The organism is Streptomyces sp. NPDC091387 (assembly GCF_044756945.1).
Taxonomy (GTDB): domain Bacteria; phylum Actinomycetota; class Actinomycetes; order Streptomycetales; family Streptomycetaceae; genus Streptomyces.
In genome coordinates this window covers 71,017-86,579 of record NZ_JBIVTZ010000028.1, presented here as the reverse complement: position 1 = coordinate 86,579, position 15,563 = coordinate 71,017, and the positions used below count along the sequence as shown (strand labels likewise).

Annotated in this window: 11 protein-coding genes; 3 read left to right on the top strand and 8 right to left on the bottom strand. The window is 71.1% G+C overall.

From position 1 onward, the window contains the following. Positions 1-607 precede the first annotated feature (607 nt). The 7 genes from ACIQM0_RS36585 to ACIQM0_RS36555 all read right to left on the bottom strand — a co-directional run bounded on the left by ACIQM0_RS36585 (position 608) and on the right by ACIQM0_RS36555 (position 9,099). Entirely contained in the window at positions 608-4,018 is a 3,411-nt protein-coding gene (locus ACIQM0_RS36585) for a S8 family serine peptidase (RefSeq protein WP_401295055.1), read from the bottom strand. Positions 4,019-4,657: 639 nt separating this feature from the next. After that, complete coding sequence (locus ACIQM0_RS36580) at positions 4,658-5,293, bottom strand: response regulator (RefSeq protein ID WP_401295062.1); 636 nt, start codon at positions 5,291-5,293, stop codon at positions 4,658-4,660. Positions 5,294-5,578: 285 nt separating this feature from the next. Further along, positions 5,579-5,791, bottom strand: a complete 213-nt coding sequence (locus ACIQM0_RS36575) for a hypothetical protein (RefSeq protein WP_401295053.1) — start codon at positions 5,789-5,791, stop codon at positions 5,579-5,581. A gap of 198 nt (positions 5,792-5,989) precedes the next feature. After that, on the bottom strand, positions 5,990-6,655 hold the full coding sequence (locus ACIQM0_RS36570) for a DedA family protein (protein ID WP_401295051.1): 666 nt from the start codon (positions 6,653-6,655) through the stop codon (positions 5,990-5,992). 249 nt (positions 6,656-6,904) lie between these two features. Beyond that, positions 6,905-7,426: a hypothetical protein gene (locus ACIQM0_RS36565; protein WP_401295050.1), complete on the bottom strand. Its 522-nt coding sequence runs from the start codon at positions 7,424-7,426 to the stop codon at positions 6,905-6,907. Positions 7,427-7,612: 186 nt separating this feature from the next. Beyond that, on the bottom strand, positions 7,613-8,488 hold the full coding sequence (locus tag ACIQM0_RS36560) for an ABC transporter permease (RefSeq protein ID WP_401295048.1): 876 nt from the start codon (positions 8,486-8,488) through the stop codon (positions 7,613-7,615). After that, a complete protein-coding gene (locus tag ACIQM0_RS36555) occupies positions 8,485-9,099 on the bottom strand; it encodes an ABC transporter ATP-binding protein (protein ID WP_401295046.1) in 615 nt (204 codons plus the stop codon). Before ACIQM0_RS36555 ends, ACIQM0_RS36560 begins: the two co-directional genes overlap by 4 nt. Positions 9,100-9,436: 337 nt before the next feature. Between ACIQM0_RS36555 and ACIQM0_RS36550 the strand changes: the two genes are divergently transcribed. Beyond that, a complete protein-coding gene (locus ACIQM0_RS36550) occupies positions 9,437-10,798 on the top strand; it encodes a flavin-containing monooxygenase (RefSeq protein ID WP_401295044.1) in 1,362 nt (453 codons plus the stop codon). An 18-nt stretch (positions 10,799-10,816) separates the two neighbouring features. Here the strand turns inward: ACIQM0_RS36550 and ACIQM0_RS36545 are convergent, their stop codons facing one another. Then, complete coding sequence (locus ACIQM0_RS36545; protein ID WP_401295042.1) at positions 10,817-12,163, bottom strand: hypothetical protein; 1,347 nt, start codon at positions 12,161-12,163, stop codon at positions 10,817-10,819. A 631-nt stretch (positions 12,164-12,794) separates the two neighbouring features. Between ACIQM0_RS36545 and ACIQM0_RS36540 the strand changes: the two genes are divergently transcribed. Next, the gene (locus ACIQM0_RS36540; protein ID WP_401295040.1) at positions 12,795-13,943 is read left to right on the top strand and encodes an SDR family oxidoreductase; all 1,149 of its coding nucleotides are present in this window, start codon (positions 12,795-12,797) and stop codon (positions 13,941-13,943) included. Positions 13,944-13,976: 33 nt separating this feature from the next. Beyond that, positions 13,977-15,560: a PfaD family polyunsaturated fatty acid/polyketide biosynthesis protein gene (locus ACIQM0_RS36535; protein WP_401295038.1), complete on the top strand. Its 1,584-nt coding sequence runs from the start codon at positions 13,977-13,979 to the stop codon at positions 15,558-15,560. The last annotated feature ends 3 nt before the right edge of the window (positions 15,561-15,563 follow it).

The following is a 15,563-nucleotide window of genomic DNA, read 5'->3' as shown; positions in this document are numbered from 1 at the left end:
CGACACACCGTCCACGGTCTCGATCAGGTGACCAGTCGTCGTACTCATCAGGCTCACTCCTTCGGGGAGATCCACACCTGATTCATGACACTCCCTCCGCCGCCGACACCTTCCGGCGTACCCGTCGACGGCGGTTACAAGTAGTACCGCAGTCCGCAGTACCAGTCCTCCCTCGGTAAACGGCGTCAGTTGCGGCGTGCGTGCCGAGAGATTCGGCAGTGGGGTCCGTAAGCCGGAGCAGACACAGGACGGGCCACGGGACTGCCGTAGTGGCGCTATGAGAGCTCGCCAGTGGTCCGCAGCGTCAGCAGTACGCCCCGCCGGCGCGGGATCAGGGCCCGTGAATGGTGTAGCAGTGCAGCGAAGGCCCGGCGCCCTTGGTACCAGGGCTCCGATGCATTTCGAGGGGCGGGTCCTACGGAGGCGCCGGGTGGCCGCGCGTTGCAGGAAAGGCACAGTCGCCGTCGTGCCTCCGGCCCAATGAGTGACTCTGTCGGGGACCTTGGAGTCGAGGGCGTCCCCGACGCGCGTCTGCGCCCGGGGTGGTGACGCCACCCCGGGCGCAGCCGAGTGCAAGGTCCGGATCTACCGGTTCCGGGTTACCGGGTTACCGGGTGGTGTTGTAGGCGCGGTCGATCGTCTGGACCAGGGTGTTGCCGGCGCGGTCGGTCATCTTGGCTCGCAGGGAGACGGAGCCCGCCTCCGCCGGGTGCTTCAGTGACAGGTGCGTGCCGTGGACGGCACGGGTGGGCTGCCAGGTGGCGCCCTCGTCGTAGGAGACTTCGAAGGCGAGCTTCGCGGGAAGCTTGCCGGCTGCCGCGCCCTCGACGGTGAAGGGAACCGCGAACTGCTTGCCCGCCTTCGCCGTGCTGGACAGGCTCAGTTCCGGAGAGAAGCGGATCACCGACAGCGGCACCTTGGTGAAGTCGTCCTCTGAGGTCGTGGCGGAGCGGAAGGTCCACTCCGCCTTGACGCGGGTGCTGACCGGATACACCGCGGGATCACGGGAGTTTTCCACGGTCAGCTTGTACGTGCTGGCCTTGGCGGGAACGGTGTACTCAGTGACGCCGTCGGTCGGCGAAGTCTCGAAGTTGTCGGCGATCTCCTTGCCGTCCGCCAGGAGCGTGCTCTTCCCCGTAGTGGTGTCGGAGATGCCCCAGTGGCCTGCGCCGTCGCCGAACAGCGGCAGGTAGGCCCTGATGACATTGCCGTACCGCCCGATACCGGGGTACAGAACCTCCGGTCCGGGGTCCGTGGGGCCGTTCAGGGTCGGGCCGAAGACGCCGACGTTGAACCGCTCGGTGTAGTTCTGTCCGCCCTGCCAAGTCCTCGGCATTCTCATCAGAAACTGCTCGGAGCGCGTCTCGCGGCCCTCGCCCGTGGTCTGCCACATACGCAGGGACCACTTGACGCCGTTGTCGAGGATGTACTCGCTGGTACGCAACGGCAGGGCTCCCGTCTGGTTGTTGAGGCCCACGACCAGGCCCCCGCCGGCTGTGTGGGGAGACACCTCGAACTGGCCCGTCCGGCCGTCGGCGGGTGTGCCCGCCAGGAGGTCGACCTTGGCGAGCTGATCCTGCTCGACCTCGGCGGCGAAGCCGCCCAGCCGGCCGCTGCGGTTCCAGCCCAGGTGGTAGGTGACCGGCCGGCCCTCGTCGCCCTCTCGTGTCCAGTCACCGGCGAACAGGGTGGATGTCCTGTCCGCGGGCAGGTCGGGCCCGAGCTGCCCGAACCTCACGCCCTCGAAGGTGGGCGCGTGGTATTCCAACCGGCCCTCGTGCTGCCCCTCGGCCCGTGCGTAGGTGTAGTTCAGCATGGCTGTGGTGTTCTTGGCCGCGGCGTCGGGCACGGTGATGTCCACCGGCCGTGCCTTCCGGGCGTCGACGCTGACGCTGGCGTCCTTGTCCAGGCTCAGCTTCGGCTGCACCAGTACGGCGTGGGTGGTGGACTCGTCCGACGGGTGGATCAGCCCGTCGAGGCTGTAGTCGCCCTTGGGCAGCCGGACCGTGAGCTCGCCGTCCTCCTCGGCGGCGTAGGTCTCGTAGAAGTTGTTGTCGAGGCTCACGACCTCGGTGACGGCGTCGCCGGTCGGCTTGCCGTTCTCGTCGATGTGCTTCAGCGTCAGGTCGTACGACTCGATCTCGCGCTCAACGCCGACGGCGGAACGCACCTGGACCTTGCCGTCCTTCGAGATGGCTTCCACCGAGCCGCCGAAGGCGCCGTCGGCACTACCGGCGCGGGTGTCCGCCGTCACGTCGGCGGTCGCCTCGCCACCCGCCGGGACGGTGAGTTGCGGCGGCGACACGGCGAACATGCCCTCGGCCGCGGGCTTGCCGTCGACCGAGAGCGCCTCGACGGACAGGTCCAGGGTGACCGGCTCCGCACCGAGGTTGCGGTAGGTCAGCTTCTTGGTCACCGGCTTGTCGTCGGTGTGCGGCCACTGCTGCTTGCCGAAGTCGATCGGCTTCTGCTCGGTGACGACGCTCTGCTCGATCGCACGGACCAGGTCGGTGCGGCCGGTGCCCTGCTGGAAGGAACTGTACGAGCCCGGCTTCGCGGAACCGGTGAGGACCGCCTTGAGCCGCTCCCCCGTCCAGTCGGGATGCTGCTGGGCCAGGAGGGCAGCGGCGCCCGCGACATGCGGCGTCGCCATGGAGGTGCCGTCGATGGTGAGGTAGCCGGGTATGTCGGAGGGGACTTCGTCCTCCAGGACACTGCCGGCGGCCGCGGCGGCCGTGATGGCGACACCGGGCGCAGTCAGGTCGGGCTTGACCCCGCTGTCGCCGACGCGGGGGCCACGGCTGGAGAAATCGGCGAGCTGGTCGGACTTGTCGACCGCGCCCACGGTAAGCGCTGCATCGGCGCTGCCGGGCGAACCGACGGTTCCCTCGCCGCCCATACCCTCGTTGCCGGCCGCGATGACGAAGAGCGTGTCAGACTCGGCGGAGAGCCGGTTGACCGTCTCCTCCAGCGGGTCGATGCCGGGCGTGTCGGTGCCACCGAGGCTGAGGTTGACGACATCGGCGCCCTGCGCCACCGCCCACTCCATGCCCGCGATGATGCCGGAGTCCGAACCGTAGCCGGTGTCGTCCAGGACCTTGCCGTTCAGGAGCTTCGCACCCGGGGCGACGCCCTTGAACTTGCCGTCCGACCTGGCTCCCGTACCAGCCGTGATGGATGCCACATGGGTGCCGTGGCCGAACTTGTCAGCAGTGCCGGAGGAGGAGTCGGAGAAGTCCCGCTCCTCGATCACTTTGCCCGCCAGGTCGGGGTGCGTGGTGTCGATCCCGGTGTCCAGTACGGCGACCTTGGTGCCGGTGCCGTCGAACCCGGCGGCCCAGGCCGTCGGCGCACCGATCTGCGGGACGCTCTTGTCGAGGCTGGCCTTGCGCCTGCCGTCCAGCCACAGTTTCTCGACAGCGGCGGAGTCGGTGAACTCCGCCGATCCGTCACCGTCGCGGGCGGCGCCGGAGTCGGTCACGGCGTCCCAGAACTCGGTGCCGCGCTTCTTCACGGGACGCATCGCACGGCCGTTGACTACCGGAAGGGCCCGGCCGACCCGCGCACCGGCCCCGGTGAACGCACTCATCGAGGGCGCCTTCTTGCCCCGGAACGTGACGATCAGCGGCAGATCGGAGCGGCCGGCGTCGTCGTAGCCGTCCGCCAGCAACTGGGTCACGTCGAAAAGCCTGACGTCCAGCTTGCCTTGCGCCAGCAGCAACTGCGCATCACCTGGCACTACGTGGGTGTGACCCCCGACCGTCCGGATCGAGAACGGCATCCGCTCCCGGCCCTTCGCCCGCTCCACCCCGGCGACCTTGCCGGCCCCGTCCAGCCGGACCCGGTCGCCGGTGACCAATGTCACCGTCTTGACTTCCCGGTCCTTGCCGACGCCGCTCACGCCCTCGGACAGCGTCCTGAAACTTCCGTCGGGCTGCTCACCGGACGGCGCGGCCTGGGCCGCACCGCCCGGGAGGCCAGCCAGCAGAAGGGCCGTGGAAACCGCTCCCGCGGCCACGGCCGAACGAAAGGATCTTGCGCGTAACTCCACTTGAACTCCTGATATTTGGAATCGGGCAGGAGCCGTCAGCGACGCCGGTAACCCCGGCGTCCCACCCATACCGTTCAACGGCTCGCCTTAGAGACGGGGGTGGCCCCCCATCAGGTTGGACACGACGGCCACGAATTTACTGACAGGTCGTCATGTAGGTGGCCGCCAGGACCTGCGCGCGGCCCGCCATCGGCAGCCGTGGTGACCTCTGGCGAATGGCCATGAACATCGCCAAAATCGGCGCACTCACGACGCCGAAGGCAACCTGGCTGCGGTGGGGACATGTTGATGAGTGAAAGCTGCACGGAACGGCGAAGCTCCTGGTAGACGGATTCTCGGCCCAAGGTCACCCGTGTCCGATCCGGGACGTGAGATCGTCAGATTTCTACTGCGGGTCGCGGATCGGCGCCGACCGGGGCTAAGCGAGCAGGTGGTCTCCACCGACAAGCCGCGCCGGCGCACCGGGCGCGACGCAGGCCCAGCCAGCAGGGACCATAGGCGCAGGGTGATCGGCCCACCCGCCAAGGCCGGCAGGTCACGGCCTCGCCGGTCCCTTCCAGGACATCTGACAGACGGCTGCCGCCGCGCCCCGCCCGACCTGCTCTTCTAGGACTCCAGATAGCGCAGTACGGCGAGGATGCGGCGGTTGTAGGCGGTGGTCCGGGGGAGGTCGAGCTTGTCGAAGACGGTGTTGAGGTTCTTCTCGACCGCGCTCGTCGAGATGCGCAGCTTCTCGGAGATGGCGGCGTTGGTGTATCCCTGCACCAGTTCCTCGATGACACCGCGCTCGCGCGGGGTCAGACGCGCGAGCGGGTCGACGTGTGCGGTGCGGAACACCAACTGGCGGAGCACTTCCGGGTCGATGGCAACGCCGCCGGCGTGGATACGCTCCAGCGCGTCGAGGAACTCCTCCACCTGCGCCACCCGGTCCTTGAGCAGGTAGCCCACGCGTTCGGCGTTCTCGGACAGAAGCTGGGCGGCGTGGTTGCGCTCGATGTGCTGGGAGAGCACGAGGACGCCGATGTCCGGCCGGTGCTTGCGCACCTCGATCGCCGCGCGCAGCCCCTCGTCCGTGTGGGTGGGCGGCATCCGGATGTCCGGCACGACGATCTCCGGGGGCTCCTCCCCGACCCTCCGCAGCAGGGTCTCCGCGTCGCCCACCGCCGCGCGTACGTCGTGGCCCTCCTCGATGAGCAGGCGGACGAGCCCTTCCCGCAGGAGGGTCGAGTCCTCGGCCAGCATTACGCGCACGGCAGCTCCGCGATGATCGTGGCGGGGCCCCGGAGGGGCTGTGGACATGGAGGCGTCCGTCGAGCGCGTCGACCCGGCCGGCCGGCCCGTTGAGCCCGCTGCCCGCCATGTCCGCACCCCCGACACCGTTGTCCTCGACCTGGACGACGAGGAGGTCCGGGTACTGGCGGACGTCTACGGAGATCGCGCTCGCCGTCGAGTGCTTGGCCGCGTTCGTCACCGCTTCGGAGACCACGAAGTAGGCTGCCGTCTCCACTGACCGGGGCAGCCTCCCGGTCAGTGGAGAGCCATCCGGACGGGGATGCCGCACCGCTCGGAGACACCGCCCAGCGCCTTCTGGAGGCCCAGGTTGTCGAGCGCGGTCGGGTGGACGCGCCAGGCCACCTCCCGAAGTTCGGTCAGGACCTCCCGCGATTCCTTGTGCGCCTGGAGCAGGAGCGCGTCGGCCTGCTCGGGCGTACGGCCCCGGCGGTCACGGCCCAGCAGCACGGCCCAGCAGCCCGGCGGCCCGGCGCGGGAGCGCCATGGGCGCCCGCGCCGCCTCGCCGGGCGCGGGACCCGGCGCGGAGGGTAGGTCGTGACCAGTGGCATCCGCCGCATCCCCCTGCACGGTCCGTCGGGGAGCCTACCCAGGCCGCGCAGCCGGGCAAAGCGCTGCCAGGGGGAACGGGGACGGAGCGTGGCCGCTCACGAGGAACGCCTGTGCTGAGCGGTGGAGTTGCGCGAGCGGGCCCTGACCGCCACGTACAGCACCAGGGCGAGGACGACCAGGACCAGGACGGCCTTGCCCAGCACACCGACGTACGTCTCGACGGTGTCCCACTGGTCACCGAGCCAGTACCCCGCCATGACGAGGACCGAGTTCCAGATGAGGCTGCCCAGAGCAATCAGCAGCAGGAAGAGCGGCATGGACATGCGTTCCAGCCCGGCGGGCACCGAGATGAGGCTGCGGAAGATCGGCACCATGCGCCCGAAGAGGACCGCCTTCGTGCCGTGCTTCCCGAACCACGCCTCCGTCCGCTCCAGGTCCGACGTCCTGACCAGCGGCAGCCTGCCCCAGATGGCGTACATGCGCTCGCGGCCGAACAGCAGCCCGATCCAGTAGAGGACAGCCGCGCCGACCACCGAGCCGAGCGTGGTCCAGAACAGCGCGGACGCCAGGCTGATCACGCCCTGGCCGGCCGCGAAGCCGGTGCGGGGCAGCATCACCTCGCTCGGCAGCGGCGGGAACAGGTTCTCCAGGGCGATGGCGAGACCGGCGCCGGGGCCGCCCCACGTGTCCACGAGGTCGGCCGCCCAGCCCGCGATGCCGTCGGCGGGCGCCTGGGGAAGAGCGAGGGCGATGAGGTCCATGAGAGCTCCCGGGTCACGGGGACGGTGGCGCGGGCTGCCTGCCGCGCTCTGTTCATCACCGTGGAAAGCCCGGATCAACGCCGGATTGCGGGTTTCCCTCGAACTCCCGGGGTTGTCCGCAGCTCTCTCCCTGTGGAAAACCGCAGGGCTGCTCGGCCCCTGACACGGGGGAGGGCCACGGGCCGGTCCGCTGTCCGCTCAAGCACCGGAAACAGGCCGGCCTCGCAGCGCCGGCCGCCCGGTGTTCCGCTACCAGCCGGCCTTCACCCCGTCGTAGGCCGCACGGCAGTCGGCGTTGGTGGCCTCCGTGGCCAGTTTCGTCATGGAGTTCTTCCAGACCTTCTTGGCCAGCTTCTCCAACTCCCTTGTCGCGGCGGGTACGTTCGGGGAGTACTTCTTGATCGTCGCGATGGAGGACTTGGCGAACTTGTTGCACGCGGGGCCGGCAGCGTTGCGGTAGCGGGTGTCCAGGTCCGTGGCGACCGCCTGGCCGTTGTCGGTCGCCCAGGTGTTCCAGGCCGCGCACGCCACCTCGGTGAGGGCCTTCTGGTCGTCCTCGCTCAGTCCCATGACCTCGACCAGCATGGTGTTCTGGACCTTGTCGGGGACCGTGAAGTTCGCGACGGGGAACTTGTCGAGGGTTGTGAGCAGCGCATCCTGACACGCCGGGGGCAGCGGGGCCGCGTGTGCGGTGGCGGGAACGGCCAGTGCTGAGCCGGCCAGGAGAGCCGCGGTGAGGACGGTGCGCTGGACGGTACGCGAAAGAGTCATGGGGTGGTGCTCCTTGCACGGAAGGGCGGGTCGGTCCGGGCACCGCGTCAGCGCCCGACGGCTACAGAACGATCACCGTCTTCCCCAGGTCACGGCTTCTGCCGGCGGGACGGCCGTTGGCACACAGGGCCGTCGGCCGTCCGTGCGAGGAGCGAGGACTCGCGGAACGGCCGGTGGTCCGGCGGATCATGTGGGCCGTACGCGCTCCGCGGACGGGCCGGGCTCCGCCGGGGGCAGCGCTCCTTCGGTGCCCTGCGCCGTCCCGCGCCCGGAGGCAGCCGGAACCCGTGGCTTGCGTTCCGGTCGGAGCGCGTTTCGGGTGCGGCGGCGGAAGACCAGGAACCCGGCGCACGCGGCGCCGATGAGCCAGAGGAACTGGATCACGAGGCCCTGGGCGGCCGATGCGTCGGAGAAGGCCGCGGACATGCTGGCCTGCACGGCCCCGTACGTCGGCAGGAAGCGCACGACGGCGCTGTCCGACCCGGAGCTGGAGAGCGGGTTCTGCAGGGCGACGTCGAGGATGCTGATCATCAGGATGGCGAACATCCCCTCCACCTCCCGGCGGAGTACCGATCCGAAGACGACGCCGAGCGCGCCGTAGGTCAGGGCGGCGCAGAACAGGGCGGCCGCCAGCACGAGGGGCTGCCGCGGCGGCCAGGCGCATCCGACGGCGGCCGTGGCGTACGCGGCGATGGCGGCGCAGACCAGCGTGAGCGCGGAGAGCTTGGCGAGGACGAGGTGATACCGCGGGTAGCCCGCCATGGCCAGGCGGCGGTCGAAAGCGCCGCCCGTGAAGGTGGCGGCGAACATCATGAACCCGGCGATGAGGGTGACCGCGTTCAGCGCGCCGGTGATCTGGGTGAGGTGGTTGCCGGGCGGGGAGAGGATCTCGCCGGTGGCCCGCAGCCGGAAGGGTGCCGGCCGGTCGGGGATGGTCACATAGGCCAGGCCGATCCACACGGGGATGTACACGACCACCAGCAGCATCGCGAAGTGGTTGCGGGCATGGCCGATCAGCGCGTACCGGGACGCCGTGGCGAACAGGGACCAGTGCCGCCTCATGCCGCCGCCTCCGCACGCCGTTCCTGCTGGTGGAGGCGCCCGCCCTCCAGGCGCCACAACAGGTCCAGCCGGTCGACGTCGTACGCCAGGTGCGAGACGACCAGCACCGAGTGCCCGGCGTCGCGCAGCTTCGTCGCCAGATCCCAGAAGCGCAGATACGTCTCCCAGTCGAACCCCTGGTAGGGCTCGTCCAGCAGGAGTACGTCCGGATCGTGCATGAGCGCCAGGGTCAGGTTCAGCTTCTGTCGCGAGCCCCCGCTGAGCAGACCCGCACGCCGGTCGAGGTACTCGGTGAAGGCCAGGACCTCCATCACCTCCTCGGCCCGCCGCAGGTCCGCGAGCCCGAACGCCCTCTTGAAGAAGTCGAGGTGCTGGCGGACGGTGAAGGAGTCGTTCAGCACCACGGTCTGCGGGCAGTAGCCGAACCTGCCGTCGTGCCGCACCGAACCGCGGTCCGGGGCGAGTTCACCGGAGAGGATCTTCAGCAGGGTCGTCTTGCCCGCGCCGTTCTCCCCGACGATCCCGGCGAGGACGCCGGGCCGTAGCCGAAGGTCGACGCCCCGGAGAACGGCGTGCTGCCGGTAGGAGTGGTGCACATCTCTGACGTCCATCGCCTTGCTCCGTCGTACCAGGTCTTCCTGAGGGCCGCGGAACCGGTCCGCGCCTTCCGCTCTGCGGGGTCCTCCGGTCGGCCGCTCGGCGGCGTGACCGGACCGCTCCTGCCCAACGAGCGAGCACAGCAGCGGAAACGGCGCCGGAAGCGCGCCCGCTCCCTGGCGTCAATCCCGTACACGACGTGTCACTCACGCGATCATGTCTCGCCCCGAAGCGCGGCCCCGGGGCCGCGGTGTGGCTAGCGTGACCGGGGCCGGTGCCCGCGGTCCACGCGCGCACCGGTGACGTCGCGCGCTCACGAGGGAAGGTCGGTCAACCATGCGGAGAACGTGCGTGATCGGAGCAGGCCCGTCCGGCCTGGCCGCGAGCAAGGTCCTCGCCTCGCGCGGCGTTCCCTTCGACTGCTTCGAGGCCGGTTCGGGCATCGGCGGGCTCTGGCGGTACGGCAACGACAACGGCATGTCGGGGGTGTACGCGTCGCTGCACACGAACATCTCGAAGGAGAGCATGTCCTTCTCCTCGCTGGCCATGCCGGAGACCTACCCGGTCTTCCCGCACCACAGCAAGGTCCTCGCCTACCTGGAGGACTACGCCGCGTCGTTCGGTCTGCACCGCCACATCGCGCTCGGCACGGAGGTCACCTCGGTGCGGCCCCTGGACGACGGCGGCTGGGAGGTCGCCCGCCGACGCCGCGGGGACACGGACGCGGAGACGCAGCGATACAGCGAGGTGGTCGTGGCCAACGGGCACCACTGGGACCCCCGTCTCCCGGACCCTCCCCTGCCCGGGTCCGAGGACTTCGAGGGGCCCGCTGTCCACTCGCACGACTACCGCTCCCCCGAGTCGTACGCGGGCCGGCGGGTGCTGGTGATCGGTATGGGCAACTCCGCGTGCGAGATCGCGGCGGAGATCTCCCGTACGGCAGCGCGGACGTTCCTCTCCGCACGCGAGGCGGTGCACGTGTTCCCCAAGATGCTGCTCGGCCGGCCGGCGGATCACTTGGTGTGGAGCCCGCTGTCCGTTCTCCCGCGGTTCCTCAAGGAGCCGGCGATGGCGCTCCTCCTGCGGCTGACCCGTGGCACCCCGGCTCACTACGGGCTCCCCGAACCGCAGCGCGGCCCCCTCACCGCTCACCCCTCCACCTCGGACGAGCTCCTCGTCCAGCTGGCCAGGGGCGCGATCACCCCGAAGCCCGGCGTCAGCTCGTTCGGCCGGGACACGGCGGCCTTCGCGGACGGCAGCCGCGAAACCGTGGACGCCGTGGTGTACGCCACCGGTTACTCCATCTCCTTCCCCTTCCTGGCCCCCTCCGTCTTCGCCGCCCCGGACGGCCGCACGGAGCTCTATCTGCGCACGATGCCGCCCCGGCTTCCCGGGCTCTACTTCATGGGGCTCGCCCAACCCGCCGGTGAGGCCTTCCCGTTGCTCGAACCGCAGGCGGAATGGATCGCCGACCTGATCCAAGGAGCGGTCGCCCTGCCGTCACCGGCGGACATGACGCGGGCGATCGCCCGCGAGTGGCGATCCCACGACCGGACCTACGTGTCCACCTACCGTCATGGGATCGAGGTCGACGTCCGCTCCTACCGAAGGGCCCTCCGCCGGGAACTACGGGCGGGCAGACGCCGGGCACGCGGTGCGGTCCCGCCCCTGTCCGGCGTGGCCGGTCCCGCTCCGGCGTCCGAAGCTGTGTGATCCGCTCCGCCCGGACTCTCAGGTGCCGACCGGCGCCGAGCTCCCCTCCAGCTCGGCCACGGCCTGTTCCCACAGCTCGGGCAGCAGCTCCCCCAGCGGAAGGGCGCGGTCGGCGACGAAGGACACCTCGGCCCAGTCGCCGAAGAACGACAGCCCCACCCCGAAGAGGTGTCCGGGCACGAGCAGGGGCAGCAGGGCGGTACCCGTCACCTGTGTCTCCCCCAGGCTCCCCTTCTCGGCGAGCGGCATGGACGTGGCCATGACGTTGGTGACGCGTGGGGAGAGCATCCTTCGCAGGTACCACTCGGTGGGGCGGCCCGGCATGAAGCGGACCAGGTCCTGGATGGCCTGCCGCCACGCCTCGCCCCGCAACTTCCCAGTCGCGGCCATGACATGGTCCAGTCGCCGCAGGGCCGCGTCACCGTCCCGGGACCCGTCCGGGTGTTCGGAGACAGTCCCCACCGGCAGCTCCAGCGGCAGGGCGAAGCAGCGGTTTCCCCACGTCTGGTCCTCGTCGGGGCGGCGTGCGTCGACGGGCAGCACAGCCGTCACCCGAGGGAGCGGGACGCCGGAGCGGGCCGACCAGAGCGACAACGCCCCGGCGAGTGCGGCCAGATGTACGTCGTGGGCCGAGCCGCCACGCGCGGTACCGATCCGGCGGAGGGTGTCCGCCGGTACCCGGCCCCGCGACAGCCGCCGTTCCCCGGAGGGGGTGAAGGCGGCGCCCGGACGGTGACCGCGAACGGCGAAGGAGTCGGCCACGAACTTCGCGGCCAGCCCGACAGCCGCACCCACCCGTCGGGGCACCCCGGCCCGACGGCTCCGGCCCGGCACCGGGCGCGCCGATGGCTCCCCCTCGCCCAGCACGGCCCGGAAGGTCATGGCGGCAGCCGAACCGTCCTGGCAGGCGTGATGGAAGCGGTAGCACAGGGCGTACGCGTCGGGTTCGTGGCCGTGGACCAGCCAGACCCCCCAGTAGGCGCCGGGCGCGAACGGGGCGTTGAGCGCGGTGTGCAGGGCGGATTCCCACGCGGCGGGTCCGTCGGCGACCACCTCGTGCACATGCCGGTCGACGGCGAAATCCGCGTCCGGCTGCCACCGGGACCGCCGACCGCCCTCGACCCGGCTCGTGAGCAGGGGCAGCCCGCGGAGGCGGAAGCCCACGTGCGCGCGGAGGCCCGCCAGGGTCGGGGGCGGACCGCTGAGGTACGCGACGCCACCGGCGTCCCAGCGGACGTCGGGCCGACGGCGCTCCAGGCTGAGGAACGCGCGGTCGACCGAGTGGGTGGGGTGGCGGGGAGAAGGAACGGACCGACCGGGCCGGCCGGACGGGTCGGACCGGGTGGACTGCTCTGGAACAGACATGGGGTTTCGGGGCTCCGATTCGGGCCGGGGACGGGCGCGCTGACGGCAGGAAGGGCGGGGAACGCGAGCGGACGTACGGCAGGAGGCCACCGCGCCGGGCGGCCCACCCCGCCCCCGGCCGACCGCAGCGCAGCGCTGTCCGCACCGGCCGAGCACCAGGATGACCCCCGTCCGGTGCGGAGCCGTCCGGCATCCGCGCCCCGCTCCGGCCTCGGCGGCCGTACTCCTGGCAGACCGGCGGGGGCAGGCCGATCCGGCATCCCCGCCGGCAAGTTCCCTCGAAAGGAGGATGGGTTTCCGACCGCCCCCGCACGGTTCACGGGACGGCGTACTTCGTTCGGGTGAGCGGAGGGAATCAGGGCTCGCGCCCCGCCCGCCGTCTGACATTGTGTGCCGTGCGCCGGAGGTCACCGGGCCCAGGGAGGGCCTGAGGAACCCCGGCGGGACAGAGGGCGTCGGAGGACCGGCGAGCACCGGCCGCACCGTGCGCGGTGCGACCGCCAGTGACACCCCGCGTCGCAGGACGGCCGGTGGCGTCCCGTTCCCCCGCTTCCGTTCGCCTCCACGGCGGCACCCCGTTCTCCGCGCGCGGTCGCGGCCCGCCCCTCTCACTGCCCTTGGAGCCGCACTCGTGCACGTCGCCCTCACCGGCGCCACCGGATTTCTCGGACTGCGCCTGTTACGTCGTCTGCTCGACACCCACCGGTCGGTGACGGTCCTGGCCCACACGGGTTCGGGGAACGCCCTGCACCGCATCAGCCGGTTCTTCGAACTGACGGGCGCGTCAGAGGAGTTCACCGCCGGGCTGCCGGATCGGTTACGGGTGGTGGAGACCGATCTGGCACTGCCGCGGCTGGGATTGTCCGGACGGACGTTCCAGAAGCTGGCCGACGGCCTCGGCGCGATCTGGCACAGCGCGGGCAGCATCAATCTGGAAGGGGACCTTCCCGAGCTGCGCCGGACCAACGTCGAAGGGACCCGGCACGTACTGGAGCTGGCGGCCGCGGGCCGTCAGCTGCCCGCGGTCCACCACGTGAGCACCGCGTTCGTGGCCGGTGCCCGGCGGGACGGAGTGGCGTACGAGGACGAGCTGGACGATGCCCGCGGCTTCGAGAACGCCTACGAACGGTCCAAGTACGAGGCGGAGCTGCTGGTACACGCGTGGTCCCGGGAGCACGGCCGCCCGGCCCTGGTCCTGCGGCCGAGCATCCTGGTCACGGACCTGCCGCCGCACCCCGAGCTGCCCGCGCATCCGCTGCTGGTCATCGAGCGGATCCTGCGTGACGCGTGCCGTGCCGCCGACCCCGCGAGCCCCGGCCCGGCCGGCCGGCTCCGTGTCCGCACGGTGGGGCATCCGCACGGCCGGCTGAACCTGTTGCAGGTGGAGCACGCGGCCGAGGTCATGGTGCGGCTGGCCGGCCTGGCGCCCTCGGGCGGGGTCGACACGTATCACGTCGTCCATGACCGGGATGTGCCCGTACCGACGGTCGTGACCCTCCTGGAACGGCTGGTCCCGCTCTCGATCGACCTGGTCGCCACCAGGCCGGACGCCCCGTCGGCGCTGGAGGCGCTGCTGGATTACTACCCGGGGATGACGGCCTACCTCGCCCACCGGCGGCGGTTCGACGACACCCGGGTCAGGACGCGGCTGGGGCCGTCGGCGGCCTCCGCCCCGGTGGGCCTCGACTACCTCTGGTCCGGTCTGGCCCCGCGGGACAGGGCCCTCCCCGGGTCGCCGGACATCCCCCCGGCCCTCCTCTCCTCCGCCTCGTACGCCTGACCAGCAGACGTCCTCTCCCGTTGGAGCCTCTCCGTGTCCGTCCTCGCAGTTCCCGGCTCCCCCGCCGCGTCCCCGCCGGTCTTCTCGCCCGAGGGGATCACGGCCCGTGCCCGGCGGATCCGGGAACCCGTCCACATCGTCAGCGGGCCGGACGGCCGTGAGCTGGGGCTCGCGACCGGCCCCGTACCCGGCGTTCCGGTGCTCGGTACGCTGCCGCCGCTGTACCCCGAGTGGCTCGGCGGTCGCACCTTCTGCGAGGCGCACGGCGTCCGCTTTCCCTATGTCGCCGGTGAGATGGCGAACGGCATCGCGACCACCCGGATGGTCTCGGCGATGGCCGGGGCGGAGATGATCGGCTTCTTCGGCGCCGGCGGTCTGGCCTACCCCGACGTGGAGCGGGCCGTGCACACGCTGGGGCACGAGCTGGGATCCCGGCCGAACTGGGGCGTCAACCTCATCCACTCACCGGCCGAGCCGGCGCTGGAGTCGCGCGTCGCCGAGCTGCTGCTGCGCTGCGGTGTCCCTCGGATCTCCGCGTCGGCGTTCATGGAGCTGACCCCGGCGGTCGTGCTGTGCTCGGCCCACGGGCTGCGCCGGGGCGCGGACGGCGGCGTCGTCCGGCGTACCGGTCTGTTCGCCAAGGTCTCCCGGCCCGAGGTGGCCGAGAGGTTCCTCTCCCCCGCCCCACCCGCACTGCTGGGCCCCCTCGTCGCCCAGGGGAAGCTGACCCGGGAGGAGGCGGAGCTGGCGGCCCTGGTGCCGGTGGCCGAGGACATCACCGTGGAGGCGGACAGCGGCGGGCACACCGACAACCGGCCGTTGTCGGCCCTGCTGCCGAGGATCGCCGCCCTGCGCGACACGCTGTGCCGCCGCTTCGGTTACCGCCGGCCGGTCAGGATCGGCGCGGCCGGCGGCCTCGGCACACCGGAGGCGGTGGCCGCGGCCTTCGCCCTCGGCGCGGCCTACGTGGTCGTCGGGTCGGTGAACCAGACGGCCACAGAGGCGGGCCTGTCCGACGAGGCGAAGGCGATGCTCTGCGACGCCGACATCTCCGATGTGACCATGGCGCCGGCGGCCGACATGTTCGAGCTCGGCGTGAAGCTGCAAGTGCTCTCCCGGGGAACGATGTTCGCGCAGCGGGCCGGCCGGCTCCACGCGGCGTACCGGGCCCACGGTTCGCTGGAGGAGATCCCGTCCGTGCTGCGTACCTCGATCGAGCGCGATGTGCTGCGCGCCCCGTTCGACGAGATCTGGCAGCACACGCGTGCGTTCTGGGAGGAGCGCGATCCTGCGGAGATCACCCGCGCGGAGACCGACCCGAAGCACCGCATGGCCCTGGTCTTCCGCTGGTACCTGGGCGGTTCCAGCCGGTGGGCGATCACCGGGGAGGGGGCGCGGCGGGCCGATTACCAGATCTGGTGCGGGCCGGCGATGGGCGCGTTCAACCGGTGGGTGGCGGGCACGTCCCTGGCCGACCCGGCGCAGCGGTCCGTGGTGCAGATCGCGCTCAACCTGCTCGAAGGGGCCGCCGTGCTCACCCGCGCCCATCAACTGCGCACGTACGGGGTTCCGTTGCCGTCCGAAGCGTTCACCTACGTGCCGTGCGAGCTGGCGTGATCG